The sequence below is a fragment of the Curtobacterium sp. AG1037 genome, from assembly GCF_003349855.1.
Lineage (GTDB): Bacteria > Actinomycetota > Actinomycetes > Actinomycetales > Microbacteriaceae > Curtobacterium > Curtobacterium citreum.
In genome coordinates, this window is record NZ_QQAO01000002.1 from 162015 (window position 1) to 189001 (window position 26987).

Here is a 26987-nt window from a genome sequence, read left to right on the forward strand (position 1 = left end):
ACACCGTGTCCGTCCAGCTCCTCGCGAACATCGTCATCGGCCTCGCCCTCGTCGGGTTCCTCGCCTACCGCCAGGCCACCTGGCAGTACCTCGACCCTGCCCGGGTCTGGCGGACGCCGCTCGTCCTCGGCGTCGTCGGGATCGTGGTGCTCGCGCAGTCCGCCGCCGCGGTGACGACGCTCGACGTGCTGTTCCTGGGCATCGAGGCTCTCGTGAGCGTCGCCGCCGGTCTGGCGATGGGCGGCATGACGCGCTTCCGGACCGCCGGGGCGCCCGACGACGAGGGTCGCACCCTGCAGGCCCGCACGGGCTGGGCCGGGGCAGGGCTCTGGCTGCTGCTCATCGTCGTCCGGGTCGGTCTCGACGTGCTCGGCGGCCACCTCGGCGCGCACCTGCTGACCTCCACGGGTGCGATCCTCCTGGTCCTCGCGCTCAACCGGGCCGCCCGTGCCCTGGTCGTCGACCAGCGGATCCCGCGTGCCGCCCGCGGCATGATGGTCCGGTGACCGCCGGACCGGGACCCTCGAGGACCGCCGCCTGGACCGACCCCGTGCGGGGCCGGTCCGGCTCGGCGCTCACCCGCGTCCTCAACCTGTCCGGCATCGTGGTCGTCGGGTACTGGTTCGTCCGCGCCGTGCTCGACGACGGAGCCGCCGCGTGGGTGTGGACCCTCGGGGTGGTGGCGCTCGCCGCGTGGCTGCTGCGGGTCGTCGCCCGGACCGAGCGGGTGCTCCTCGTGGCGACCTGGGTCATGGTCGTCGCCGGCTCCGCGGTCGTCGTCCCCTCGCGCACCGTGATGGTCGCGATCCCGCTGGTGGCCGTCGTCGTGATCGGCGCGAGCCGCCTGCAGCCGGTGTGGGCCGGTCCGCTCGCGGCGGTCGTCGCCGTGGTCCTCGTCGCGGGGACCGCCGCGGCACTCGCCGCCCCGGTCTCGGTCGTCCTCGGCACCGGCGCGGGCGTGCTGCTCGCCGCCGTGGTCGGCTTCAGCCGCCGGCAGCTCCGGATCGCCGAGGAGCGCACCCGTCAAGCCGAGGCCGAGCAGCAGCGCGCCCAGCTCCTGGCGGACCGGGCGCGCACCGCGCGGGACGTGCACGACGTGCTCGCGCACTCGCTCGGCGGGCTCGTGCTCCAGCTCGACGCGGTGGAGGCCCTGCTCGAGGCCGGCCGCGTCGACGAGGCCACCCGCCGCGCCGGAGCCGCCCGCGCCCTCGCCGCGAGCGGACTCGCCGAGGCGCGGCGGGCCGTGCACGCGCTGCGCGACGACACCGTCCCGCCCGCCCCGGAGCAGCCGACGGACCTGTCCGCGCTGGTCGCGGTGCACCGCTCCTTCGGCGGGACCCTCACCACGCACGGCGACCAGGCGCTCACCGCCGTCGACGCGGCCCACCGGCACGTCGTGGTCGCGGCCGTCCGGGAGGCACTGAGCAACGCCCGCAGGCACGCCCCCGGTCGTCCCGTGGTGCTGTCGGTCGACCGGGACGGCTCCGCCGTGCGGGTGACCGTGACGAACCCCCTCGACCCCGCCGGTGGAGCGGGTGGTCCCGGCGACGGGCACGGGCTCGCCGGGATGCGGGAGCGCTTCGCCGAACTCGGCGACGACTCGGGGGTCGAGGCCGGTACGGCTGGTCCCGAGTTCGTCGTCGCGATGCGGGTGCCGGCGGTGACCGCGTGACGATCCGGGTGCTCGTGGTGGACGACCACGCGATCGTGCGGGACGGGCTGGTGACGGTGCTGTCGCTCGTCCCCGACCTGCAGGTGGTGGGCGAGGCGGCGGACGGCGCCGAGGCGATCGCGATGGTCGCGGCCGACCCGCCGGACGTCGTGCTCATGGACCTGCGGATGCCCGGGACGGACGGCCCGACCGCGACGGCGTCGATCGCCCGGTCGCACCCGGGCGTCGCGGTGCTCGTCCTGACCACCTACGCCGACGACGACTCCATCGTCGGCGCGCTCCGCGCCGGTGCGCGCGGGTACCTGACGAAGGACGCCGGGCGCGCGGAGCTCGCGACGGCGATCCGGGCGGTCGCGACCGGGCAGGCCACCTTCGACGCCGAGGTCGGCGCGCGCCTCGTCGCCCAGCTCGCCGCCCTGTCCCCGACCGCCCCGTCCCCGACCGCGCCGACCCCGCTGCGGGACCGCTTCCCGGAGCTGACCCCGCGCGAGGCCGACGTGCTCGAGCGCATCGCGGCCGGTCGGACGAACCCGGAGATCGCCGCCGAGCTGTTCCTGACCGTCCCCACCGTGAAGTCCTACGTCAACCAGGTCTTCGCGAAGCTCGGCGTCCGCACCCGCGCGGAGGCCGTCGCCCTCGTCCTGCGCTGACCCCGGCGCGACGCCACGGCCGACCCAGCCGACGTCAAGGGTCGTCACGTACCGTTCACCCGGTCGTCACCCGACAGGTGTCGAGCAATCCGCCTGTCGACGTGACCACGACGCGGCCAGGACCCCCACCGCACGCCACCCTCCCCACGCGGGTGCCGCACGGACCGGCCCTCCCCGCGCCGCCGGCGTGCGCCATGCGTGCGCCGCCCCCTCGACGTGCGACGGCGCACCGCCCCACGCGTGCGCCGACCTCCCCCTGCGCGGCACGCGACCGGCCCCACCCGCAGGAGTACCCCGTGACCGACACCGTGAGCGTCCCGACGTTCCGCCCCGCCGAGGCGACCCGACCCACCCGGACGACCCGTGCCTCCCGGCCGACCGCCACCCACGCGCCCGTGGCCGCCGACGGCGAATCGGCACCCACCTGGATGCGCGCGCTCGGCGCGGTCCTGCTGCTCGGCGGCGGTGCGCTGACCGCGGCCGTGCTCGGCTGGCCCGGAGACGCACCGGAGGTCGCGCTCCTGGTGCCCGGTGTCGTGGCGCTCGTCGGCGGTGCCCTGCTGCTCCTCGCGCGGACGCGCATCGCGGTGACCGACACCGACGTCGTGCTGCGTTTCCGGCCGCTCCCCGCACGCCGGATCGACCGCCGGCGGATCGCCGACGTCGCGGTCGTCGAGGCGGACGCGGCCACGTACGGCGGGCTCGGCCTGCGCGTCCGACGGGGCGTCCGTGCCCTCATCCTGACGCCGGGACGGGGCGTGCGCATCACGGACGACCGCGGCCGCGTGACGTTCGTGCGGGCCGAGGAGCCGGAGCGCGTCCTGCACGCGCTCGACGACTGAGATCGGTCCCGGCGCCGGGTGGCCGGCGCCTTATACACGCCTGCGACGAATCCGGTCAAGCCAGGACTGGACAGCGCGGGTCAGGGCGACCTATGATTGCAGTTCGCGCTCCCTGGCATTCGTGTGTCGTCATATTGCGGTCGAACACGCGCCCTGGTGCAGCCGGTCCCGTATATGGCGGCGGGTCCCGCTCACCGATCTTCGCACAAGTCCAACCGGACGCTCGTCCGGCTGTGCACCGTGTGTCGGTCCCGGGGTCGCGCCGAGCGATCAATCCACTCACCTACGTGCTGCTCGTCAGTACCGGCCCGACGGGGCCTACCGGAGGTCACACCCTTGGCTGCTGCGCCCAACGCATCCACCAACCCCAAGAACGGTCGCAACCACTCGCGACTCTCGTTCGCCAAGATCACGGACACGCTCACGGTCCCTGATCTGCTCGCACTCCAGACGGAGAGCTTCGACTGGCTCGTCGGCAACGACGTCTGGAAGGCCCGCCTCGCCGAGGGACAGGAGCAGGGTCGCACCGACCTCGCACTGCACTCCGGCCTCGAGGAGATCTTCGAGGAGATCTCCCCGATCGAGGACCTCGGCGAGACGATGCAGCTCTCGTTCACGTCCCCGGAGCTCGAGGACCCGAAGTACTCCATCGATGAGTGCAAGGAGCGTGGCAAGACCTACGCCGCTCCGCTCTACGTCAACGCCGAGTTCATGAACCACATGACCGGTGAGATCAAGACGCAGACCGTCTTCATGGGCGACTTCCCGCTCATGACCGAGCGCGGCACGTTCATCATCAACGGCACCGAGCGCGTCGTCGTCTCGCAGCTCGTCCGCTCGCCGGGCGTGTACTTCGAGCGCCAGCAGGAGAAGACGTCCGACAAGGACATCTACTCCGCGCGCATCATCCCCTCGCGCGGTGCCTGGCTCGAGTTCGAGATCGACAAGCGCGACCAGGTGGGCGTGCGCATCGACCGCAAGCGCAAGCAGTCCGTGACCGTCTTCCTCAAGGCCCTCGGCCTGACGAGCGAGGAGATCATGGAGGAGTTCCAGGGCTTCGCCTCGATCGAGTCGACGCTCGAGAAGGACGCCGTCCTGACGAAGGAAGAGGCGCTCAAGGACATCTACCGCAAGCTGCGTCCGGGCGAGCAGGTCGCCGCCGAGGCCGCGCGTGCGCTCCTCGACAACTTCTACTTCAACCCGAAGCGCTACGACCTGGCCAAGGTCGGTCGCTACAAGCTCGACCGCAAGCTCGGCATCGACGCGCCGCTGTCGGACTCGGTGCTCTCCGTGCAGGACATCGTCCGCACGATCAAGTACCTCGTCTCGCTGCACGCCGAGAAGACCACGCTCGACGGTGTCCGCGACGGCGAGCCCGTCCAGCTCCGCCTCGACGTGGACGACATCGACCACTTCGGCAACCGTCGCATCCGCGCGGTGGGCGAGCTCATCCAGAACCAGGTCCGCACGGGTCTGTCCCGCATGGAGCGCGTCGTCCGCGAGCGCATGACCACGCAGGACATCGAGGCCATCACACCGCAGACGCTCATCAACGTGCGTCCCGTCGTGGCTGCGATCAAGGAGTTCTTCGGGACGTCCCAGCTGTCGCAGTTCATGGACCAGAACAACCCGCTCGCGGGTCTGACGCACAAGCGTCGCCTGTCGGCCCTCGGCCCGGGTGGTCTGTCCCGTGAGCGTGCCGGCGTCGAGGTCCGCGACGTCCACCCGTCGCACTACGGCCGCATGTGCCCGATCGAGACCCCGGAAGGCCCGAACATCGGCCTGATCGGCTCGCTCGCGTCCTTCGGTCGGATCAACTCGTTCGGCTTCATCGAGACGCCGTACCGCCGGGTCGTGAACGGTCAGGTCACCACCCAGATCGACTACCTGACGGCATCGGAAGAGGACGACTTCGTCGTCGCCCAGGCCAACGCGCCGCTCACCGACTCCTTCCACTTCGCGGACGACAAGGTCCTCGTGCGGAAGAAGGGCGGCGAGGTCGAGCTCGTCGGCAAGGACGAGGTCGACTACATGGACGTCTCGCCGCGCCAGATGGTGTCGGTCGCGACCTCGCTCATCCCGTTCCTCGAGCACGACGACGCGAACCGCGCCCTCATGGGTGCGAACATGCAGCGCCAGGCCGTGCCGCTCCTGCGTTCCGAGTCGCCGCTCGTCGGCACCGGCATGGAGGGCTACACCGCCATCGACGCCGGTGACGTCGTCACCGCCGACAAGGCCGGTGTGGTCTCCGAGGTCTCGGCCGACGCCGTGACCCTGCAGCTCGACGAGGGCGGCACGCAGACCTACTACCTGCGCAAGTTCGACCGCTCGAACCAGGGCACGAGCTACAACCACCGCGTCATCGTCTCCGCAGGCGAGCGCGTGGAGCAGGGCGAGGTCATCGCCGACGGCCCCGCGACGGAGAACGGCGAGCTCGCGCTCGGCAAGAACCTCCTCGTCGCGTTCATGCCGTGGGAGGGCTACAACTACGAGGACGCGATGATCCTGTCGCAGAACCTCGTGAAGGACGACACGCTCTCCTCGATCCACATCGAGGAGTACGAGGTCGACGCCCGCGACACCAAGCTCGGCAAGGAAGAGATCACCCGCGACCTGCCGAACGTCAGCCCGGACCTCCTGGCCGACCTCGACGAGCGCGGCATCATCCGCATCGGTGCCGAGGTCCGCCCCGGCGACATCCTGGTCGGCAAGGTCACGCCGAAGGGCGAGACCGAGCTCTCCGCCGAGGAGCGCCTGCTCCGCGCGATCTTCAACGAGAAGTCGCGCGAGGTGCGCGACACCTCGCTGAAGGTGCCCCACGGTGAAGAGGGCACGATCATCGGCGTCAAGGTCTTCGACGCCCAGGACGGTGACGACGAGCTCGGCTCCGGTGTGAACCAGCGCGTGGTCGTCTACATCGCCCAGAAGCGCAAGATCACCGCCGGTGACAAGCTCGCCGGTCGTCACGGCAACAAGGGCGTCATCTCGACGATCCTGCCGGTCGAGGACATGCCGTTCCTGGCGGACGGCACCCCGGTCGACATCGTGCTCAACCCGCTCGGCGTCCCCGGCCGCATGAACTTCGGCCAGGTCCTCGAGATCCACCTCGGGTGGCTCGCGAAGCAGGGCTGGAACGTCGAGGGCATCCAGGAGTGGGCGTCCGCCCTCCCCGAGGCCGCCCGCCACGCGGAGCCCGGCACGAAGGTCGCCACCCCGGTGTTCGACGGTGCGTACGAGCGCGAGATCGAGGGCCTCCTCGACTCCACGCTCCCGAACCGTGACGGGGAGCGCCTCATCGGCTCCTCCGGCAAGGCGCAGCTCTTCGACGGCCGCTCCGGCGAGCCGTTCCCGGAGCCCGTCTCGGTCGGCTACATGTACATCCTCAAGCTGCACCACCTGGTCGACGACAAGATCCACGCCCGTTCGACCGGTCCGTACTCGATGATCACGCAGCAGCCGCTGGGTGGTAAGGCGCAGTTCGGTGGCCAGCGATTCGGTGAGATGGAGGTGTGGGCGCTCGAAGCGTACGGCGCCGCCTACGCCCTCCAGGAGCTCCTGACGATCAAGTCCGACGACATCCTCGGCCGCGTGAAGGTCTACGAGGCGATCGTCAAGGGCGAGAACATCCAGGAGCCGGGCATCCCCGAGTCGTTCAAGGTCCTCATGAAGGAGATGCAGTCGCTCTGCCTGAACGTCGAGGTCCTCTCGGCAGACGGCCAGGCGGTCAGCCTCCGCGACACGGACGACGAGGTCTTCCGTGCCGCTGAAGAGCTCGGCATCAACATCTCCTCGCGGTTCGAGTCGTCCTCCGTCGACGACATCTGATCCCCGCCCGCACCGACACGTCTCGAACTCAGCAAGAGAGAAGAACATTGCTCGAAGCAACTTCCTTTGACGCCATCCGGATCGGTCTCGCGACCGCCGAGGACATCCGTCAGTGGTCGTACGGCGAGGTCAAGAAGCCGGAGACCATCAACTACCGCACCCTGAAGCCCGAGAAGGACGGTCTGTTCGGCGAGCAGATCTTCGGTCCGTCCCGGGACTGGGAGTGCGCCTGCGGCAAGTACAAGCGCGTGCGCTTCAAGGGCATCGTGTGCGAGCGCTGCGGCGTCGAGGTCACCAAGTCCTCGGTCCGTCGTGAGCGCATGGGCCACATCGAGCTCGCCGCCCCCGTCACGCACATCTGGTACTTCAAGGGCGTCCCGTCGCGCCTCGGGTACCTCCTCGACATGGCGCCGAAGGACCTCGAGAAGGTCATCTACTTCGCGGCGTACATGATCATCGACATCGATGAAGAGGGCCGTCACGCCGACATGCCCGGTCTCGAGAACGAGATGCGCCTCGAGATCAAGAACCTCGAGGGTCAGCGCGACTCGATCATCGCCGACCGCCTCAAGAAGCTCGAGGACGACCTCGCAGCGCTCGAGGAAGAGGGCGCCAAGGCCGACGTGAAGCGCCGGACCAAGGACACCGCCGAGAAGGAGATGTCCCAGGTCCGCAAGTCCTTCGACGAGGACATCACCCGCCTCGAGCGCGTGTGGGAGGACTTCCGCAACCTCAAGGTGGGCGACCTCAAGCCCGAGGACGCCGTCTTCCACGAGCTCCAGGACCGCTTCGGGATCTACTTCGACGCCTACATGGGCGCCGAGGCGATCAAGCTGCGGCTCGAGGCGTTCGACCTGGCCGCCGAGGCCGAGGCGCTGCGCCTGCAGATCGCCGAGGGCAAGGGCCAGAAGAAGATCCGCGCGATCAAGCGTCTGCGCGTCGTCAGCTCCTTCCTCGCCACCGGCAACTCGCCGGCCGCGATGGTGCTCGACGTCGTGCCGGTCATCCCGCCGGAGCTCCGCCCGATGGTGCAGCTCGACGGTGGCCGCTTCGCCACGTCGGACCTCAACGACCTCTACCGTCGTGTGATCAACCGCAACAACCGTCTCCGCCGCCTGCTCGACCTCGGTGCCCCCGAGATCATCGTGAACAACGAGAAGCGCATGCTGCAGGAAGCGGTCGACGCGCTGTTCGACAACGGTCGTCGTGGTCGTCCCGTCACGGGTACCGGCAACCGCGCCCTGAAGTCCCTGAGCGACATGCTCAAGGGCAAGCAGGGTCGATTCCGCCAGAACCTGCTCGGCAAGCGCGTCGACTACTCGGGCCGTTCGGTCATCATCGTCGGCCCGCAGCTCAAGCTGCACCAGTGCGGTCTGCCGAAGCAGATGGCGCTCGAGCTGTTCAAGCCGTTCGTCATCAAGCGCCTGATCGACCTGTCGCACGCGCAGAACATCAAGTCGGCCAAGCGCATGGTCGAGCGTTCGCGTCCGCAGGTGTGGGACGTGCTCGAGGAGATCATCCGCGAGCGCCCCGTGCTGCTGAACCGTGCGCCGACGCTGCACCGTCTGGGCATCCAGGCGTTCGAGCCGCAGCTCGTCGAGGGCAAGGCCATCCAGCTCCACCCGCTCGTGTGTGCTGCGTTCAACGCGGACTTCGACGGTGACCAGATGGCCGTGCACCTGCCGCTGTCGGTCGAGGCCCAGGCCGAGGCCCGCATCCTGATGCTCGCCTCGAACAACATCCTCAAGCCGTCGGACGGCCGTCCGGTGACCCTGCCCGCACAGGACATGATCATCGGTCTGCACCACCTGACGACCGTCCGCGAGGGCGCCGTCGGTGAGGGCCGTTCGTTCTCCTCGGTCGCCGAGGCGATCATGGCGAAGGACCAGAACACGCTGGACCTCAACGCGATGGTGAAGATCCGCATGTCGGGTGTCCACTTCGCCGAGGGCGAGGCTCCCGAGGGCTACGAGGTGGGTCAGTCGATCCTCCTCGAGACCACGCTGGGCCGCGCGCTCTTCAACGAGACCCTGCCGGCGGACTACCCGTTCGTGCAGCGCGTCACCGACAAGGGCACCCTCTCCGCGATCGTCAACGACCTCGCCGAGCGCTACTCCAAGACCGAGACGGCCGCCGCGCTGGACCGGATCAAGGACGCGGGCTTCTACTGGGGCACGCGCTCCGGTGTGACCGTCGCGCTCTCCGACGTCGTCACGCCGCCGCGCAAGAAGGAGATCATCGCGGGCTACGAGGTCCAGGCCGCCAAGGTCCAGGGCGAGTTCGACAAGGGTCTGATCACCGACGCGGAGCGCCGCGCCGACCTGATCAAGATCTGGACCGAGGCCACGAACGAGATCGCGCAGGAGATGCGCGACAACTTCCCGATCGACAACACCATCAACCGCATGGTGTCGTCGGGTGCTCGTGGTAACTGGCTGCAGGTGCGCAACATCGCCGGTATGCGTGGTCTGGTGAACAACCCGAAGGGTGAGATCATCGCCCGCCCGATCATCAACTCGTACCGCGAGGGCCTGACCGTGGCGGAGTACTTCATCGCCACGCACGGTGCGCGCAAGGGTCTGGCGGACACGGCGCTCCGTACCGCTGACTCGGGCTACCTGACGCGTCGTCTCGTCGACGTCTCGCAGGACGTCATCATCCGTGAGGACGACTGCGGCACGACCCGTGGCCTCGAGCTGCCGATCGCGACCAAGGGCGAGGACGGCAAGCTCGTCCGCGACCCGCGCGTCGAGAACACGGTGTACTCGCGCACCCTGGCCGTCGAGGCCGTGGACGCGAACGGCACCGTGGTGGCCGAGGCCGGTTCGGACGTCGGCGACGTCCTGCTGGACACGCTGCTCGAGGCCGGTGTCGAGAGCATCAAGGTGCGCTCGGTCCTGACCTGCGAGTCCGCCGTCGGTGTCTGCGCGAAGTGCTACGGCCGTTCGCTCGCCACGGGCAACCTCGTCGACATCGGCGAGGCGGTCGGCATCATCGCCGCCCAGTCCATCGGCGAGCCCGGTACCCAGCTGACGATGCGTACCTTCCACACGGGTGGTTCGGCCTCGGCCGACGACATCACACAGGGTCTGCCCCGCGTGACCGAGCTCTTCGAGGCCCGCACCCCGAAGGGCGCGTCCCCGATCGCCGAGGCCCCCGGCCGCGTCACGATCGAGGACACGGACAAGGGTCGTCGGATCATCCTCACGCCGGACAACGGCGACGAGCCGTTCATCTACCCGGTGCTCAAGCGTGCGACCCTCCTCATCGAGGACGGCCAGCACGTCGAGCTCGGCGAGCAGTTCATCGCCGGCACGGTGGACCCGAAGGAGGTCCTCCGGGTCAAGGGTGTGCGCGAGGTCCAGAAGCACCTCGTCAACGGTGTGCAGGACGTGTACGGCTCGCAGGGCGTGCCGATCCACGACAAGCACATCGAGGTCATCGTCCGTCAGATGCTCCGCAAGGTCACCGTCGTCGACCACGGCGACACCGACCTGCTGCCGGGCGAGCTCGTCGACCGGTCGCGCTACAACGCGCTGAACCGTGCGGCGCTGCAGGAGGGTCGCAAGACCGCCTCGGCTCGCCAGGAGGTCATGGGCATCACGAAGGCGTCCCTCGCGACCGAGTCGTGGCTGTCCGCCGCGTCCTTCCAGGAGACCACCCGCGTCCTCACGCAGGCGGCCATGGAGGGCAAGCAGGACCACCTCGTCGGCCTCAAGGAGAACGTCATCATCGGTAAGCTCATCCCCGCCGGGACGGGCCTCAGCCGGTACCGTGACGTGGACGTCGCCGCGACCGAGGAAGCCAAGGCGGAGCGGTACCCCAACCGCATCTTCGCCGACGACTCCTCGTTCTCGGACGCCGACCTGAGCTTCGTCGACTTCGACAGCTTCTCGTCGGACGACTTCACGCCGGGCACCTACAACTGAACAGGCACAGCCAACTGAGTCTGAGCTGAACCCGGAAGGCCCCCGCATCCTCGGATGCGGGGGCCTTCCTCGTTGTCGGACCGGGAGTCTCGTCGTCGGATCGGGAGCCGGACTGGAGGATCGTGGCGGGCCCCGCCACGATCCTCCAGTCCGCCGGTCAGGCCGTCCGGCCCTTCTCGTCGACGAGCGAGTACAGGCTGAGCACGTTCCCGTCGGGGTCGCGGACGTCGAACCAGTCGACGGCACCGTCGACGCACTCGACCGGGCCGACGTCGATCCCGAGGGACCCGATGCGCGCGTGCTGCGCGCGGACGTCGTCGACGCCGAAGCGGACGGTCGCGGGGCGCTGATCGGCGTCCGCGGCGGCGTACAACTGCAGCCAGATGCCGCCGATCTCGTACTCGACGACGCCGTCCTCCGGCTCGAGGTCGGGATCGGTGCGTTGGAACACGGCGCCGTACCAGAGGCAGGACGCCTCGACGTCGCTGACGGGCAACCCCACGGTCACGCTCGTGATGTCCATGTCTCATCATGTCCCGCGGGTCCGGTCCGCGTCGAGGGTCGGACGCTGAACGTTCCTCCACAGCCGAATGCTCGGCGCCGTCCGTCCACAGACCGCAGGCGGGGGTCACCGTCGCGTGGTCCGCCACCGCAGGATCGACGCATGGACGTCACCCGACAGCACCCGGCACCCCTGCTCTGGGGCCACCGGACACCCCGTCGCCCCCTCGTTGTGGGACTGCGGTCCCCGCGTTCCGCGGCCCTAGCGTGGACGAGCGCCGCGACGTCGCTGCGCCGACACCCGAACCCGAGCTCGACCCGAAGGAGTTCCCGGGGCACATGGCCACGCTCTCCGAGATCCTCATCCTCAACGGCGCCCTGCCGATCGAACACCTCGACTCCATGACCGGAGACGAGGAGATCGACGAACGGTCCATCCGCGCGCTCGTCGACCAGGGCGTCGTGAGCGAGGCGCAGTACATCACCGCCCGCGCCGCGTCGCACAACTCCCGCACGGTCCCGCTCACCGACTACCCGGTCGACGGCACCGCGGTGTCGATGCTCCCCGCGGCGCTCTGCCGGCGGCACGGCGTGCTCGGCATCGGGTTCGAGGGCGAGACCCTCGTGCTCGCGATGGTCAACCCGACGAACGTGCTCGCGATCGACGACGCCCGGACCGCGTCCGGCCGGACCGTGAAGCCGCTGCAGGTCGACGAGCGCGAGCTGCAGTCGGCGCTCGACCGCTACCTGCGCGCCGACGACGAGCTGAACGACCTGACCTCGTCCCTCGAGGAAGAAGCGTCCGCGCAGGCGAACCAGCAGGTGGACCTGACCGACGGTGCGCTCGACGACGTCCCGATCGTCCGGTTCGTGAACCTGCTCGTGTCCCAGGCGATCCAGGACCACGCCTCGGACATCCACATCGAGCCCGGGGAGCACGAGGTCCGGGTGCGCTACCGCATCGACGGCGTGCTGCACGAGATGGCACCGGCGCCGAAGAACATCCAGAACGGCGTCATCAGCCGGCTCAAGATCATGAGCGACATCGACATCGCCGAGCGTCGGAAGCCGCAGGACGGCCGGATGTCCGTGCGGCACGGCGGCCGGCAGATCGACCTGCGCGTGGCGACGCTCCCCACGGTGTGGGGCGAGAAGGTCGTCATGCGGATCCTCGACAACACGAACACGTCGATGACCCTGACCGACCTCAACCTGCTCGAGCAGAACTTCGCGGCGTACCAGCGGTCCTACTCGAAGCCGTACGGCATGATCCTGGTCACCGGGCCCACCGGCTCGGGCAAGTCGACGACGCTCTACACGACCCTCAACGCCGTCGCCCGTCCGGAGATCAACGTCATCACGGTCGAGGACCCGGTCGAGTACCGGATGGCCGGCATCAACCAGGTGCAGGTCAACCCGAAGGCCGGACTGACCTTCGCCTCGGCGCTGCGGTCGATCCTGCGTTCCGACCCGGACGTGGTGCTCCTCGGCGAGATCCGTGACCACGAGACGGCGCAGATCGCGATCGAGGCGTCGCTGACCGGGCACCTCGTGCTCTCGACGCTGCACACGAACGACGCCCCGTCGGCCGTCACGCGGCTCACCGAGATGGACATCGAGCCGTTCCTGGTCGGGTCGGCGCTCGACTCCGTGGTCGCACAGCGTCTCGCCCGCCGGCTCTGCGACCGCTGCAAGGCGCCCGCGCAGTACGCGCCGGCGCAGCTGCAGGCGCTCGGGTTCCTCGCGGCGGACGGCGACACCGTGCCGGAGTTCTTCGGGCCGGTCGGGTGCGCCGTGTGTTCGAACACCGGGTACCGGGGCCGCATCGCCCTGCACGAGGTCATGACCGTCACCGAGGAGATCGAGCGGCTCGCGGTCGCGCGGGCGTCGAGCGCCGAGATCAGCCGGGTCGCGCAGCAGCAGGGCATGCTGACGCTCCGTCAGGACGGGTGGGAGAAGGTCAAGCGCGGGATGACGAGCGTCGACGAGATCCTCCGCGTTGTCGCGTAGGCGGAGCAGGGACGACAGGACGATGGACGAATCCGTGTACGACATCGAGGCGGGCGACGACCCCGTCGCCGGCTGGCACCCCGGGCAGCCGGGCAACGAGGTCGGCGGCCGCCGTGCCGCACGCCTCGCCGCCGCGGCGGCGGAGGCGGCCGCGTGGACCCCGACGTCGCCCGACGTCGTCGCGTCCGCGGCCCCGATCGCGGGCGGAGCGGTGTACGACCTGTCCGCAGAGCTCCACCCGTCGGACGAGCAGCCCTGGTACGTGCCCGGGAGCACCGGCGGCGGCGCGGCCGCTGCCCCGGGGCCGAGCTCGCTCGTCGGAGGTCCCGCCGCGGTGCCGCCGGCGCAGCCCCATGCCGCGCCGGCGACCCCGCCGGCGGCCGTGCCCGCCTCGACGGCGTCGTACGGCTACCCCGACGCGGTGACCCAACACCTGCCGGTGGTACCCGCGGAAGCGACCACGATCCTCCCGGCCGCGCCCGTCGCCGTCGCGCACCAGGCGGCCGTCGGCGGTGTCGCACACACCGAGATCGGCTTCACCCGCCACGCGCGCGAGGTCGCCGACGCCGACCTCGTGACCGCGCTCGCGCAGGTGGTGTACCAGGACGCCTCCGACCTGCACGTCACCGCGGACGCGCCACCGACGGTCCGCGTCGACGGGTCGCTCCGCCCCGCCGTGCCCGGCGGACCGTGGTCCCGCAACAAGGTGATCGCGGCGCTGAAGACGCTCCTGACCCCCGAGCAGGCCGGCCAGTTCGACCACGAGCAGGAGCTCGACTTCGCGTACTCGCTGTCGCCGGAGTACCGGTTCCGCGTGAACTACTACCAGCAGCGGGGCAACTGGGGCGCGGCCTTCCGCATCATCCCCACGCAGATCAAGACGCTCAAGCAGCTCGGCATCCCCGACCACGTCGGCGCGTTCGCGAGGCTCCCGCGCGGCCTCGTGCTCGTCACCGGACCGACCGGCTCCGGCAAGTCGACGACCCTCGCGGCGCTCATCGACCTGGTCAACGAGACCCGCGCCGACCACATCGTGACGGTCGAGGACCCCATCGAGTTCATGCACGACCACAAGAAGGCGATCATCAACCAGCGCGAGGTCGGTGCCGACACGCACTCCTTCGCCGCCGCGCTGAAGCACGTCCTCCGGCAGGACCCCGACGTCATCCTGATCGGCGAGCTCCGCGACCTCGAGACCATCTCCGTCGCGCTGACCGCCGCCGAGACCGGACACCTGGTGTTCGCCACCCTGCACACGCAGAGCGCCCCCGGCACGATCGACCGCGTCATCGACGTCTTCCCGCCGCACCAGCAGGGCCAGATCCGCACGCAGCTCGCGGCGACGCTCGAGGGCGTCGTCTGCCAGACGCTCGTGCCGAAGGCCAACGGCTCCGGCCGCGTCGTCGCCACCGAGATCATGCGGACCACCCCGGCCATCGCCAACCTGGTCCGCGAGGGCAAGACCTACCAGATCACCTCGGCCATGCAGGCCGGGCGGGACAGCGGCATGCACACCATGGACCAGGACCTCGCCGAACTCGTCAACGTCGGCACCATCACCCGGGCCGCCGCGATGGAGAAGGTGCAGGACGAGGACGGCTTCGACCGCCTCGTGCAGCGCGTCGAGTCGCCGTCTGACTCGTCCGCGGCGGCGATCGCCGCCTCGGAGATCGACTTCGGCGACAAGTTCTCGGGGGGCCACTGATGTCGCTCGCGTACGACTACCGGGGACGGGACGGCAGCGGGAAGCTCGTCAAGGGACGGCTCGACGCCGCGTCCGAGGGTGCCGTCGTCCAGCGACTCCGGGGGATGGGCGTCTCGCCGATCGCGATCACCGAGGCGAAGCCGGGCACCGGGCTGCAGACGGAGATCAAGATCCCGGGGTTCGAGCGAGGCGTCGGGCTGAAGGACCTCGCGATCATGTCGCGGCAGGCCTCGACGATGCTGTCGTCGGGGCTCTCCCTGCTCCGGGCCCTCACGATCCTGGCCGACCAGACCGAGAGCAAGAAGCTCAAGGAGATCCTCGGCAAGGTGCGGGACGACGTCGAGCGCGGTGTCTCGTTCTCGGACGCGGTCGGCAAGTACCCGGTGGACTTCCCGCCGATCATGATCAACATGATCCGTGCGGGGGAGACCGGCGGCTTCCTCGACCAGGCGATGGACTCGATCGCGACGAACTTCGAGAAGGAGCACAAGCTCCGGTCGACGATCAAGTCCGCGATGACCTACCCCGTCGTGGTGCTCGTGATGTCGCTGGTCGCGGTCGTGGTGATGCTCGTCTTCATCGTGCCGATCTTCCAGAAGATGTTCGCGTCGCTCGGGGGGCAGTTGCCGCTGCCGACGCTGCTGCTCGTCTACGCCTCGAACGCGATGGTGTGGGTCGGGCCGATCCTCGTCGCCGCGGTCGTCGCCGGCTGGTTCTGGTGGCGCGCGAAGCAGCACACCGATGCCGTCCGCGCCGTCGTCGACCCGCTGCGACTGAAGCTCCCGGTCTTCGGCGCGCTCAACCGCAAGATCGTCATCGCACGCTTCGCCCGGAACTTCTCGAACATGATCAGCGCCGGCGTGCCGATCCTGCAGGCGCTGCAGATCGTCGGCGAGGTCTCGAACAACTTCACGGTCCAGCGCGCGCTGGAGCGGGTCGCCGAAGCGGTCCGGAAGGGCGAGTCGATCGCTGAACCCCTGGCGCGCGAGAGCGTGTTCCCGGAGATGGTCTCGCAGATGGTCGCGGTCGGCGAGGACGCCGGTTCCCTCGAGGTGATGCTGGAGAAGATCGCGGTCTTCTACGACAACGAGGTGGAATCCACGACCGAGGCGTTGACCGCATTGATCGAGCCATTGTTGATCGCATTCTTGGGTGTCGTGGTCGGCGGCATGATCATCGCGCTGTACCTGCCGATCTTCAAGATCTCCTCGCTCATCCACTGACGCGTATGCCCCGTTCAGGGGTGGTTTGGTCACGAGCTGACCCCGGTAGTGGGGGTATTTTGCTGCCGTTCCACCCCCCGTTCTCGGGATTATGCACAGAAAGTGCCGTCCATACGCTTGACGGCGGCGGCAGCACAGCCCCCACCCACCCGAATGCATTCTTGGAAGAATGGAACAACCATGTACTTCGCGCTGCTGGGCAAGCTCAACGCTCGCCGCAACGAGATCGCCAAGGAGTCCGACAAGGGCTTCACGCTCATCGAGCTCCTGGTGGTCGTGATCATCATCGGCATCCTCGCCGCGATCGCCATCCCGGTGTACCTCGGCGTGCAGAACAACGCGCGTGACTCGGGTGTGCAGAACGACGTGTCGAACCTCAAGACGGCGGTCGTGAGCATCTCGACCCAGAACAGCAACACGCTGCCCGCTGGTCTCACCGCGAAGGCCTCCGGCGACCTCGGTAACGCTGGCGTGACCGGCGGCCAGACCTGGTCCGCCGCGGGCGCGACCTGGAGCGACGCCGAGAAGCAGCTCGTCTACTCCGGCTCGGGCACGTCGTTCTGCGTGATGGGCATCAGCTCCACCGGCAAGTCCTTCGCCGCGACCGAGACCGCCGGGGTGAAGGCCGGGAGCTGCAGCGGTTCGTCGTTCTCCAGCGCGAACGCGACCGTCACGCCGTAACACCCGTCGCACGGGGGTCGAGCGATCCGCTCGGCCCCCGTCCGCGCGTCGAACCGGGAAGGAGACCGTGATGCGCACGCAGGAACGACCGCGCGACGCGGGCTTCACGCTCGTCGAGGTCATCGTCGCCATCACCGTCTTCGGCATCATCATCGCGGGCGCCCTCGTCGGCATCGCCTCCGTGATGCGCATCACCTCGGACAACTCCGCCCGCGCGCAGGCCGTGAACCTCGCCGCCGGTGCGATCGACACGGCTCGCATCCAGGCGCAGACGAACATCACCGGCATGGCCGGCAGCACCGAGACGCCGCAGGTCGACGGGCGCACGTACACGGTGCGCCGGACCCTCGACTGGCAGTACACCGACGGCACCACCAACCGCTGCTCCGCGTCCGCCGCGGGCACCACCGCGCAGCTCCTGTTCCTCAACGTGCACATCACGGTCACGTGGCCCGGCATGGGCTCGGCGGCTCCGGTCAAGCAGGAGACCGTCTTCTCGCCGTCCACCAAGATCAACGACCCGACCCTCGGCACGATCCTCGTGCAGGTGCAGTCGATCACGGGCAGCGGTGGGACCGCGGGCGTCCCCGTGTCCGTCGTCCCGACGCCGCTCGCCGACGTGCCCGGCAACACCGCGCTCGCGCTCGCGACCCAGCCGACGGTGACGAACGCAGACGGGTGCACCGTCGCCATCAAGGTCGTCCCCGGCACGTACACGGTCACGCTCGGCGGTCCGGGTGGGGCGCAGTACCGGGACCAGGACCAGCAGGCCGCCCCGACGAAGACCGTCGTCGTCAAGGCCGGGCAGTCCGGTGGCGCGTCCTTCACGTACGACCCGGCGATCGCGGTGGCGATGCAGTACGCGAGCAACACGCCGGGTGCGTTGCTGCCGACGAACCTCACGACCTCGTTCGTGTCGACCTACGGGGTCGCCCGGCTGACCGGGACGCCCGCGACGCAGTACCTCAGCCCGATCCCCTCGGGCTACGTCGTGTACCCGGGCATCTACGACTCGAACACGACGAACGGTGACGGCACCGTCAACGTGAGCAGTTGCCTGTCGACCGACCCGACGGCCTGGCCGAAGGCGTCCGACGGACGGATCGGCAAGACCCCGACACCGGCGGTCTCGAAGGACCAGCTCACCGCGGCGGTCGCCACCGGTGCCGTCACGGTGACGATCAACCGGTCGGACACGGTCCTGACCGCGACGACGGCCGCACCGGCGAACGGCGACCCCGGCTGCCGGGTGACCCAGCGGTACACGTTCGCCCGCGCGGCGTCGGGCACGTCCGGCACGACCGACGTCACCCTGGCGCTGCCGCACGGGACCTGGTCGGTGACGGCCCAGAAGGACGCGACCTCGCTGCCGCGGAACGTGACCGCGAAGGGGCTCCTCGGGGTCCTCCTGAACACCGGGTCCGTGACTCTCGACCCCCGGGTCGCACCGTGAACCGCCTCGCGCGCACGGTCCTCGACCGCGTCCGCCGCGACGACCGCGGGCTCACCCTCGTCGAGCTCCTCATCGCGATGGGCCTCTTCGCCGTCCTGCTCGCGATCGTCGGCGGCACCTTCTACTCGATCACCACGGCGACGACGTTCGCGGCGGCCCGGGACCAGAACGGTCGGGCGGTGTCGACCGCCATGAACGAGGTCGTCCGCAAGGTGCGTTCCGCCGCGGACAACCCGCGTCTCGGGACGAGCGACGCCCCGGCCTTCGCCGTCGCGGGCACGAACACGGTGCAGTTCACGACCCTGGTCGCGACCGGGCGGACCGCGGCGCCCCAGCAGGTCCGCTTCACGGTCGGCTCCTCGGGCACCCTGACCGAGCAGATCGTCCCCGGGGTCACGACCGACAACGCCTACTACACGTTCCCCGGATCCGGCACGACGACGACGATCACCTCGTCGATCGAGGTCCCGGCCGCCGGGGCCACCCCGGTGTTCGAGTACCTGCAGCTCTCCGGCGCCACCCTGACACCCGACCCGTCGACCGGTCTGCTCTCCGCGGCCCAGCTGGGTCAGATCGCGTTCGTCCGCGTCACGCTCCGGGTGTCGTCGTCGGCGAGCACCCTGCAGAACGGCACGACCCTCCGGAACACCATCGGTCTGCCGAACCTCCTCGATCCGACAGGGGACCAGTCGTGATCCGCCTCCGACGCGCACTGCACCTCGACGCGCTCCGCGACGAGCGTGGCATGGCCCTCGCGATCGCCATCATCTTCGGGACGGTCGTGGTGTTCATGATCGCGACTGCGACCACCGTCGCCGTCGCCGGGATCAAGAAGTCCTCGTCCGACTCCGACTGGAACGCCGCGCTCAGTGCTGCCTACGCCGGTGTCCAGGACTACGAGGCGCGGCTCTCGAACGACACCGGGTACACCCAGTACGGGAACCCAGCCGCGCCCTTCTCCTCGACGAGCACGGCACTGACGCTCCCCACGGGGCTCGCCAGCAACCCCGCGTTCGGTACCGGTGCGACCGGCACCTGGGCGACGGTCCCGGGAGGCGACGGTCGCTCCGCCTACCGGTACGAGGTCGACGCCTCGAAGTACCTCGACACGGGGAGCATCCGGATCCGTGCCACGGGGAAGGTCGGCTCCGCCGTCCGGTCCGTCGTGGCGAGCATCCGCCAGCAGGGCTTCATCGACTTCCTGTACTTCACCGACTACGAGATCCAGGACCCGGTGCTCACGGGGGTCCCACAGTCGTGCGTCAAGCACGCGTGGGAGGGACGTCCCGCGATCCGGAACGGCAACCAGTGCGGGGAGATCGCGTTCTCCGGCGGGGACACCATCGACGGTCCGGCGCACTCGAACGACACGATGCGCATCTGCCAGGCGAGCTTCACCAAGCAGATCACGACGTCGAACCCGACCAGCGGCCTCCGGTACAACCCGGTGGACTCGAACGGCGTGTCCTGCTCCGGGCAGTCCTTCCCCGCGGGGGTGACGCAGCCGGCCTTCACGTCGACGATCGGCATGCCGTCGACGAACGCGCAGCAGAAGTCCGCCACCCAGTACAACACCGTCGCGTCGGCGACCCGCACGCCCGGCTGCATGTACACCGGTCCGACGGACATCACCTTCAACGCGGACGGCACCATGACCGTGCGCTCGCCGTGGTCGAAGATGACGAGGACCGACGCGACGAACCCCCTGCAGGGCACCGCGCCGGCGGCGTGCGGCAAGCCCGGCACCGGTGCCGGTGCGCTCGGCTCGAGCGCCGGCGCGACCGTCCCGGTCCCGGCGAACAACCTCGTCTACGTCCAGAACGTGCCCCAGGCGGGCGACGTGAACGCGTCCTCGACGACCGCGCTGCCGGACACCTGCAACCAGGGCAACGGGGTCGGGTACCCGCGCACCGGCGAGGTGCAACTGAGCTCGTCCCCGTGCAGCTACGGTTCCCGGTCCGGCGATGCGTTCGTGCACGGCGTCGTCGACGGGCAGGTGACCGTGGCCGCCGAGAACTACCTCTACGTGACGGGCGACACCACCTACGAGGACCGCGGCTCCGACATGCTCGGACTCACCGCCACCAACGCCGTCATGGTCTGGAACCCCGTGCAGAACTCGGCGTGCGGACGGAGCACGTGCGTGACCTCGATGCTCGGGGACACCGGTCGCGAGATCGACGCGGCCATCATCTCGGCGGCGCACACCTTCCAGGTCCAGAACTACGCGTACGGCGGCGACCGCGGCACCCTCACGATCTACGGAGCGATCGCGCAGAAGTTCCGCGGCGTCGTGCGCTCCGGGTCGAGCGGGTACCGGAAGGCCTACTCCTACGACGCGCGGCTGCAGCACTCGGCGCCGCCGAGCTTCCTCAACCCGGTGACGACGACGTACGGCGTCACGACGATGGGTGAGGTCTCCGCCGCGTACGGGGTGTCCGGTGCGTGCGTCCAGCGAGCGGGGGTGTGCGTGTGAACACCCTGCAACCCCTCGCGCCGACCATCGTGTGCCTCGCGGCGGTCCTCGGACTGCTCGTCGGCTCGTTCCTCAACGTCGTGGTGCACCGCGTCCCGGCCGGGCTGTCGGTCGTGCGGCCCGCGAGCGCCTGCCCGGCGTGCCGAGCCGAGATCCGCGCGTTCGACAACGTCCCGGTGCTCTCGTGGATCGTCCTCCGTGGTGCCTGTCGCGACTGCGGCTCGCGCATCTCGGCGCGGTACCCGCTCGTCGAGGCGGGCACGAGCGCGTCGTTCGCGCTGGTCACCGGCGGCGTCCTCGCATCCGGGGTGGTGCACGCAGCGCTCGCGGGTCCGACCCTGGTGCTGCTCGTCGGGCTGCTGTACCTGATGGCCGTGTCGATCTCGTTGGCACTGATCGACCTCGACACGCACCGGCTGCCCGACGCGATCGTGCTCCCCGCGTACCCGGTGCTCGGGCTCCTGCTCGCGACGACCTCCGCGACGACGGGGGACTGGGGCGCACTCCTGCGGGCCGTCGGCGGCGCAGCGATCATGTTCGTCCTGTACCTCGCCCTCGCTGTGGTCGTCCCGGGCGGGATGGGCATGGGTGACGTGAAGCTCGCGGGCGTCCTCGGCCTCGTGCTGGCGTACCTCGGATGGGGACCCCTCGCAGTGGGAGCTTTCGGGGGGTTCGCCCTCGGCGCTACGTTCGCCATCGGCCTGCTCGTGACCCGTCGCGCACCGCGCGGGAGCGGCATCCCGTTCGGGCCCTGGATGCTCGGCGGGGCATGGCTCGGCATCCTCCTCGGCACGCCGCTGTGGAACGCGTACCTCGGCCTCATCGGCCTCACCTGATCACGAGCGGAAGAACGAGCAATGGCGAAGAACGTCGTCGGGATCGACATCGGCAGCACGTCCATCCGTGCCGTCGAGGTCGCGCGGACCCGTGGGAACGCCCCGTCCATCCTCCGCATCGCAGAGGTCCCGCTGCCGATCGGGTCGACCAGTCGCGGTGAGGTCCTCGAGCCGAACACCGTCGCCGCCGCGCTCCGGGAGCTGTGGGCCGTCGGACGTTTCCGGACCAAGGACGTCGCGCTCGGCATGGGCAACCAGCGGGTGCTCTCGCGGGACCTCACCGTCCCCAAGGCGCCGCTGGCACAGATCCGTGAGTCGCTCCCGTTCCAGGTCCAGGACCTCCTCCCGGTCCCGGTGGGCGAGGCCATCCTCGACTTCTACCCGATCGCCGAGGGCAGCGGCGAGGGCGGACCCGTCGTGCACGGCCTGCTCGTGGCCGCCATCAAGGACGCCGTGCTCGCCAACGTCCGAGCCGTCCAGCTCGCCGGTCTCCACCCGGTCGGCGTCGACCTGATCCCGTTCGCCCTCAGCCGCGTGCTCGCACCCGCCGACGTCCCGGCCGCCGCCATCGTCGAGCTCGGCGGCAACGCCACCACCGTGGTCATCGCCCGGCACGGGGTCCCGCACTTCGTCCGGATCATCCCGACCGGCGGCGACGAGGTCACGAAGCAGATCGCCGTGCGGCTCGAGATCTCCCTCGAGCAGGCCGAGGTCGTGAAGCGCTGGATCGGCACCGGGGCGCGGGCGCAGACCGCCGACGACGTCCGCGCCGCCGCGGTCGTCCGCGAAGCCACGAACGAGCTCATCGCGAGCATCCGCAACACGCTGAACTACTTCGTGAACACGAAGGGCGACGGCGCGCCGATCGCACGGCTCGTCCTCGCCGGGGCGGGCAGCGGCCTGCCGGGCTTCGGCGAGGCCCTGGCCGAGACGACCGGCGTCCCGACCGTCGTGGGAGACCCCTTCGCGGGCGTCCACTGGGCGCGGAGCATCGCGCCGGAGGTCGTGGCCGAACGCGGGCAGTCGATGGCGGTGGCCTGGGGCCTCGCCGCGGGAGGACGAGCAGCATGACCGGCACGATGGAACGGCTCCGCGGAGTCCGACCGACCTCGTCGGCCGCCAAGCTCGTGTCCGACCACGAGCAGCGCTCGAGGCAGCAGAACCGCCGGGCCCCCCGGGACCTCGTCGTCGGTGGCTCGCCCCGGGTCGACCTCCTCCCCACCGAGGTGCTCGTCGACCGTCGCCAGCGCGTCGTCGTCCGCCGGGTCTGGTTCGGGGTGGCCGTGGTCGCCGCGGTCGTGCTCGTCGGGAGCGGGATGACGGCGCTGGACCAGATGTCCTCGGCCAGCCAGCTCCGGACGGCCCAGAGCGAGGGCACCGCGCTGCTGCAGCAGCAGGGACAGTACTCGGACGTCCGCGACGTCGAGGGGCGCTCCGACCTCGTCCGTTCGGCGCAGGCGGTCGGCGGAGCGACGGAGATCGACTGGGCTGCGTACCTGCAGAGCGCCCAGGACTCGCTGCCCGCCGGTGTGGCCATCACCGGGGTGACCGTCGACTCGGCGTCGCCGCTCGCGCCGTACACACAGGCGGACGCCCCGCTGCAGGGTGTCCGGATCGCCACGGTCACCTTCGACGCGGACAGCCCGACGCTGCCCTCGATCCCGGACTGGCTGGACCGCGTGCGTGGGCTGAAGGGGTTCGTCGACGCGAACGCGAACGCCGTGTCGCGTGTCGACGAGGACGGCCACTACACGGTGAACATGACCGTGCACGTGAACGAAGCCGCCTACGACGGCAAGTACGAGGAGCGATCGAAGTGACCAGGAACCGGCTCCACCTCGTCGTGGCACTCGTCATCGGCAGCGTCGTCCTCGTCGGCGGGTTCTTCCTCGGCGTGCAACCGCAGCTGGCCGCCGCCGCGGCGAACCGGCAGCAGCAGGCGTCCATCGAGGCGACCAACGAGACCTACCGGAGCGAACTCGCCCGACTCGCGGAGCAGTCGAAGGAGCTCCCGAGCAAGCAGCAGGAGCTCGCGACGCTCGAGGCCTCCGTCCCGTCGACCCCCGCCACCGCAGCCTTCTACAAGGAGATCGACGCGGTCGCGTCCTCGTCCGGCGTCACGGTGACGGGCATCACGACCGCGTGGGCGGCCGCGTACGCACCGCCGGCGTCGACCGGGACGACCGGTGGAGTACCTGCGTCCACCGGCACGAGCGCGACCTCGGCGCCCAGCGGCGAGCCGACGGCCGCTGCGCCGACGTCGCCCGTGGCCCCGGCGACGAAGACGGACAGCCGCATCACCGGCGCCAACTTCTCGACCATCGCGGTGAGCATCGACGTCTCGGGGTCGTTCGCGCAGGCGCTGCAGTTCACCAAGGGCGTGCAGAGCGGAGAGCGCCTGTTCCTCGTCAACGGCATCACCTCGCAGAAGCAGGAGACCGCGGCCGACGCGTCCGCTGCCCCGACCGCAGGCGGGACCACCTGGACCCTCTCGGGGTTCGTGTACGTCCTCGCTGATGCGAAGGCCGCCCAGGTGTCGCAGGCGACCGAGAACGCGTCCGCGACCCCCGCCGCGACCCCCTCCGCCACCGCCACCCCCGCCGGCTGACACCCCTTCGGAACCCGCCCCGCGAAGTGGGTGCGCCACGCCACGCCGCACCCACTTCCGCGACACCCGTCGGTGTGCCTACGATGCTCCCGACGTCGCACTCGCGACTGCTCACCCCCCTCTCGGACGGTCGCCTCTGGACGGCCGCTCCTCGTCGTGCCCGGAGTCGCGCGTGTTGGTCGGAATCGTGGAGTTCCTCGGCTGGTTCGGAGCCGTAACCGTCCTCGCTGGTTACCTGTTGTTCTCGCTCGGGAAGATCCCCAACGGGCCGCTGTACCAGGTGTTCAACCTCGTCGGAGGACTGTCGGTGGCGATCAACGTCGCCGCCCACCACGCGATCCCGTCGACCATCGTGAACGGCATCTGGGCGGTCGTCGCGGTCGTCGTGCTGGTCCGGATGGGTCGCGCGCGCCGAGCCCGGGTGCGTGCCGGCCGGACCACTGTCGGGCCCGCCGTCCTGCACGCGGAGCCGCCGACGACGACCGCGGTCCTGCCGGTCGTCGGACCCGCGCTCCGCGACCACGAGGCGGAGCCGCTCGCGCCCGCCCGCGCCGAGCCGCGCCTCCAGACCGGTCCGCGCCCCGCGGCCGAGCCGCGCCTCCAGACCGAGTCCGCGCCCACCGTGCCGATCACCGGGTCCATCCCGGTGATCACCGCGACCATCGCGCTCGCCCTCGTCGCCGCAGCGAACGAGCAGGCGGCGCAGGACCAGGCGACCCAGGACGAGGCGACCCAGGGGCAGGACCAGGCGACGCGGGAGCAGGACGCGACGGCACAGGCGCCGATGCCGGCCGACCAGCCCGCCCGCGCCTGAACCGGCCCGATCGCGCAGCCGGACGCCCCCGTGGGCGGCCCGGCGGTACGATCGCCCCATGTCCCGGTGGCTGATCGCGACGATGACGTCGGTCCTCTTCATCGCGCTCGTCATCGCGGTGACGGGCTTCGAGGCCCTGCTCGCCGACGTCGAGGCGATCCCCCAACCGGACGCGACCGCGTACCTGGGCCCGGCGATGGTCCTCGCGGCCGGCGTGGTCGTCTTCGTCACCACCGCTGCGGGCATCCGCGAGGGCAACCCCGGCGTCACCGGACTCGTGGCCGCAGCGGCGACGTACCTCGTGATGCTCGCGGTCGGTTCGGTCGGCTACTCCCTCGTCCGCGGTGACGCGACCGAGCTCCTCGTGTTCCCTGCTGGCTCGGCGCTGAGCCCCTTCGTCGTCGGCTCGGTCGTCGTGGCGCTGCTCTGCGTCGTCGGCGGCATCGCGGCCGCACGACACCAGGCCCGCTCCGCACCCCAGCAGGCGCCGGCGGACCACGACCACCGCTGACGGGCGAGGACAGGGTGCGCGGGGACCGCAGCCCGGTCCGACGTCGTCTCCCGGCGGTAGGATCCCGGAGCACGCACGCACCAGGCACGCGCGCACCAGGCACGACGGGGGACGCATGACCGAGGAGCGACAGGTGGCCGACTGGGCCGCGACACCGCACGTCGACACGATCCGGGGCACGCTCGAGCAGCCGGTCGCGCCCCGACCGGTGCCGCCTCGGCGGCGACTCGGCCGCGGTCCGCTCATCAGCATCATCGCCGGTGGGGCCGCGATCGTGCTGCTGGCCGTCGCCGGGGTCGTCGGCTTCTCCGTCGGCACCTCCTCGCACTCGCCCGACCGACCGGTCCGCGCCTTCCTCGACGACCTGACCGCCGGTCGTGTGGACGACGCCCTCTCGGCAGCGGGCATCGAGCACGGCAAGGACGACGTGCTCCTCACCGACGCCGCGTACGCCAAGGCCTCCGGGCGGGTCACCGGCTACCGGATCGCCGCGACCGACACCGCGGGCGACACCGCCCGGGTCCGCGCCTACCTGAAGCAGGGCGGCCGGGACGTCGCCGCGACGTTCACGCTCGACAAGACGGGCACCGACTGGGGCGTCTTCCCGGTCTGGGATCTCGAGGCGCCCCGCCTCGGACAGGTGCAGGTGGCGGTGAGCGGCCCCAGCGGCACCGCGGTCCGCGTCGCCGACCAGGAGATCACGACGTCGAAGGACGGCATCGCGACGCTCAAGGCCCTGCCGGGGGAGTACTCGATCGCCGTCGACGGCGGCAAGTGGTTCACCGCGGACGCCCAGCGCACGACCGTGTCGGGCTTCGGCGGTGCCGGGGGATCGGTGCCGGTCACGCTGCAGACGACCCTCACCGACGCCGGCCAGCAGGCCGCGAAGGACGCGGTCGACAAGTGGGTCGACGGCTGCATCGCCTCGACCGAGACGGCGCCGCCCGGGTGCAGCTTCTACGCCTACGGCGAGGACCCGGCCTACACGTACACGAACCAGAAGTGGACGCTCGAGTCCCGTCCGGTCGTCGCGGTCAGTGACTGGGTCTCCCGCGGATGGCTGGTCTCGACCACCACCAACGGGCGCGCGAAGTTCACGGCGGACATCTCGAACTCCGCCGGCACCGGCACGGCCTCGGCGGGGCCGATGAACGTCAACGCGAGCGGCTACATCACGGGCTTCACCGACCAGGGGGCGACGTTCGTCTCGGCCGTCGGCAACGGTTCGTCGGACTCCGGCTCCTGACCCGA

21 protein-coding genes are annotated in these 26987 nt (G+C 70.3%); 20 read left to right on the forward strand and 1 reads right to left on the reverse strand.

Annotated elements, in window-relative coordinates:
- Positions 1–5: 5 nt before the first annotated feature.
- The 6 genes from DEU32_RS03225 to DEU32_RS03250 all read left to right on the forward strand — a co-directional run bounded on the left by DEU32_RS03225 (position 6) and on the right by DEU32_RS03250 (position 10918).
- Positions 6–506, forward strand: coding sequence for a hypothetical protein (locus DEU32_RS03225; RefSeq protein ID WP_114849334.1), 501 nt, complete (start codon positions 6–8; stop codon positions 504–506).
- Positions 503–1672, forward strand: a complete 1170-nt coding sequence (locus DEU32_RS03230) for a sensor histidine kinase (protein ID WP_114849335.1) — start codon at positions 503–505, stop codon at positions 1670–1672. Before DEU32_RS03225 ends, DEU32_RS03230 begins: the two co-directional genes overlap by 4 nt.
- Positions 1669–2322, forward strand: a complete 654-nt coding sequence (locus DEU32_RS03235; protein ID WP_114849336.1) for a response regulator transcription factor — start codon at positions 1669–1671, stop codon at positions 2320–2322. The genes DEU32_RS03230 and DEU32_RS03235 overlap by 4 nt, the downstream gene beginning before the upstream one ends.
- A 296-nt stretch (positions 2323–2618) precedes the next feature.
- The gene (locus DEU32_RS03240; protein WP_114849337.1) at positions 2619–3164 is read left to right on the forward strand and encodes a hypothetical protein; all 546 of its coding nucleotides are present in this window, start codon (positions 2619–2621) and stop codon (positions 3162–3164) included.
- Between the two features lie 336 nt (positions 3165–3500).
- Entirely contained in the window at positions 3501–6989 is a 3489-nt protein-coding gene (gene rpoB / locus DEU32_RS03245; protein ID WP_058741132.1) for a DNA-directed RNA polymerase subunit beta, read from the forward strand.
- A 47-nt stretch (positions 6990–7036) separates the two neighbouring features.
- Positions 7037–10918, forward strand: a complete 3882-nt coding sequence (locus DEU32_RS03250) for a DNA-directed RNA polymerase subunit beta' (RefSeq protein WP_058741131.1) — start codon at positions 7037–7039, stop codon at positions 10916–10918.
- Positions 10919–11075: 157 nt separating this feature from the next.
- Here the strand turns inward: DEU32_RS03250 and DEU32_RS03255 are convergent, their stop codons facing one another.
- Entirely contained in the window at positions 11076–11441 is a 366-nt protein-coding gene (locus DEU32_RS03255) for a VOC family protein (protein ID WP_114849338.1), read from the reverse strand.
- Between the two features lie 317 nt (positions 11442–11758).
- Here DEU32_RS03255 and DEU32_RS03260 point away from each other — a divergent pair, with 317 nt between their 5' ends.
- The 14 genes from DEU32_RS03260 to DEU32_RS03325 all read left to right on the forward strand — a co-directional run bounded on the left by DEU32_RS03260 (position 11759) and on the right by DEU32_RS03325 (position 26982).
- Entirely contained in the window at positions 11759–13429 is a 1671-nt protein-coding gene (locus DEU32_RS03260; RefSeq protein ID WP_114849542.1) for a GspE/PulE family protein, read from the forward strand.
- A gap of 22 nt (positions 13430–13451) precedes the next feature.
- Complete coding sequence (locus DEU32_RS03265; RefSeq protein ID WP_114849339.1) at positions 13452–15134, forward strand: type IV pilus twitching motility protein PilT; 1683 nt, start codon at positions 13452–13454, stop codon at positions 15132–15134.
- Entirely contained in the window at positions 15134–16357 is a 1224-nt protein-coding gene (locus DEU32_RS03270) for a type II secretion system F family protein (protein ID WP_114849340.1), read from the forward strand. Before DEU32_RS03265 ends, DEU32_RS03270 begins: the two co-directional genes overlap by 1 nt.
- A gap of 180 nt (positions 16358–16537) precedes the next feature.
- Positions 16538–17038 (forward strand): type II secretion system protein, encoded by a 501-nt coding sequence (locus DEU32_RS17630; protein ID WP_217508264.1) that lies wholly within the window; start codon positions 16538–16540, stop codon positions 17036–17038.
- A 70-nt stretch (positions 17039–17108) separates the two neighbouring features.
- Positions 17109–18491, forward strand: coding sequence for a prepilin-type N-terminal cleavage/methylation domain-containing protein (locus DEU32_RS03280; RefSeq protein ID WP_114849341.1), 1383 nt, complete (start codon positions 17109–17111; stop codon positions 18489–18491).
- The gene (locus DEU32_RS17050) at positions 18488–19186 is read left to right on the forward strand and encodes a type II secretion system protein J (protein WP_181819182.1); all 699 of its coding nucleotides are present in this window, start codon (positions 18488–18490) and stop codon (positions 19184–19186) included. The genes DEU32_RS03280 and DEU32_RS17050 overlap by 4 nt, the downstream gene beginning before the upstream one ends.
- Positions 19183–20967: a hypothetical protein gene (locus tag DEU32_RS03290; RefSeq protein WP_181819183.1), complete on the forward strand. Its 1785-nt coding sequence runs from the start codon at positions 19183–19185 to the stop codon at positions 20965–20967. The genes DEU32_RS17050 and DEU32_RS03290 overlap by 4 nt, the downstream gene beginning before the upstream one ends.
- The gene (locus DEU32_RS03295; protein ID WP_254631621.1) at positions 20964–21803 is read left to right on the forward strand and encodes an A24 family peptidase; all 840 of its coding nucleotides are present in this window, start codon (positions 20964–20966) and stop codon (positions 21801–21803) included. Before DEU32_RS03290 ends, DEU32_RS03295 begins: the two co-directional genes overlap by 4 nt.
- A 21-nt stretch (positions 21804–21824) precedes the next feature.
- On the forward strand, positions 21825–22874 hold the full coding sequence (gene pilM, locus DEU32_RS03300) for a type IV pilus assembly protein PilM (RefSeq protein WP_114849343.1): 1050 nt from the start codon (positions 21825–21827) through the stop codon (positions 22872–22874).
- Positions 22871–23623, forward strand: coding sequence for a hypothetical protein (locus DEU32_RS03305; RefSeq protein ID WP_114849344.1), 753 nt, complete (start codon positions 22871–22873; stop codon positions 23621–23623). The genes pilM and DEU32_RS03305 overlap by 4 nt, the downstream gene beginning before the upstream one ends.
- Positions 23620–24411: a hypothetical protein gene (locus DEU32_RS03310; RefSeq protein ID WP_114849345.1), complete on the forward strand. Its 792-nt coding sequence runs from the start codon at positions 23620–23622 to the stop codon at positions 24409–24411. Before DEU32_RS03305 ends, DEU32_RS03310 begins: the two co-directional genes overlap by 4 nt.
- A 172-nt stretch (positions 24412–24583) precedes the next feature.
- Positions 24584–25225, forward strand: a complete 642-nt coding sequence (locus tag DEU32_RS03315; RefSeq protein ID WP_147281401.1) for a hypothetical protein — start codon at positions 24584–24586, stop codon at positions 25223–25225.
- 58 nt (positions 25226–25283) lie between these two features.
- Complete coding sequence (locus DEU32_RS03320) at positions 25284–25736, forward strand: DUF6121 family protein (RefSeq protein ID WP_114849347.1); 453 nt, start codon at positions 25284–25286, stop codon at positions 25734–25736.
- Between the two features lie 115 nt (positions 25737–25851).
- The gene (locus DEU32_RS03325) at positions 25852–26982 is read left to right on the forward strand and encodes a hypothetical protein (RefSeq protein ID WP_114849348.1); all 1131 of its coding nucleotides are present in this window, start codon (positions 25852–25854) and stop codon (positions 26980–26982) included.
- Positions 26983–26987 lie beyond the last annotated feature (5 nt).

Bases quoted from the DNA above. Each gene is read 5' to 3' on its own strand.
- DEU32_RS03255 (WP_114849338.1), bottom strand. From the start codon at position 11,441: ATGGACATCACGAGCGTGACCGTGGGGTTGCCCGTCAGCGACGTCGAG.
- DEU32_RS03260 (WP_114849542.1), top strand. From the start codon at position 11,759: ATGGCCACGCTCTCCGAGATCCTCATCCTCAACGGCGCCCTGCCGATC.
- DEU32_RS03265 (WP_114849339.1), top strand. From the start codon at position 13,452: ATGGACGAATCCGTGTACGACATCGAGGCGGGCGACGACCCCGTCGCC.
- DEU32_RS03270 (WP_114849340.1), top strand. From the start codon at position 15,134: ATGTCGCTCGCGTACGACTACCGGGGACGGGACGGCAGCGGGAAGCTC.
- DEU32_RS17630 (WP_217508264.1), top strand. From the start codon at position 16,538: ATGTACTTCGCGCTGCTGGGCAAGCTCAACGCTCGCCGCAACGAGATC.
- DEU32_RS03280 (WP_114849341.1), top strand. From the start codon at position 17,109: ATGCGCACGCAGGAACGACCGCGCGACGCGGGCTTCACGCTCGTCGAG.
- pilM (WP_114849343.1), top strand. From the start codon at position 21,825: ATGGCGAAGAACGTCGTCGGGATCGACATCGGCAGCACGTCCATCCGT.
- DEU32_RS03305 (WP_114849344.1), top strand. From the start codon at position 22,871: ATGACCGGCACGATGGAACGGCTCCGCGGAGTCCGACCGACCTCGTCG.
- DEU32_RS03320 (WP_114849347.1), top strand. From the start codon at position 25,284: ATGTCCCGGTGGCTGATCGCGACGATGACGTCGGTCCTCTTCATCGCG.
- DEU32_RS03325 (WP_114849348.1), top strand. From the start codon at position 25,852: ATGACCGAGGAGCGACAGGTGGCCGACTGGGCCGCGACACCGCACGTC.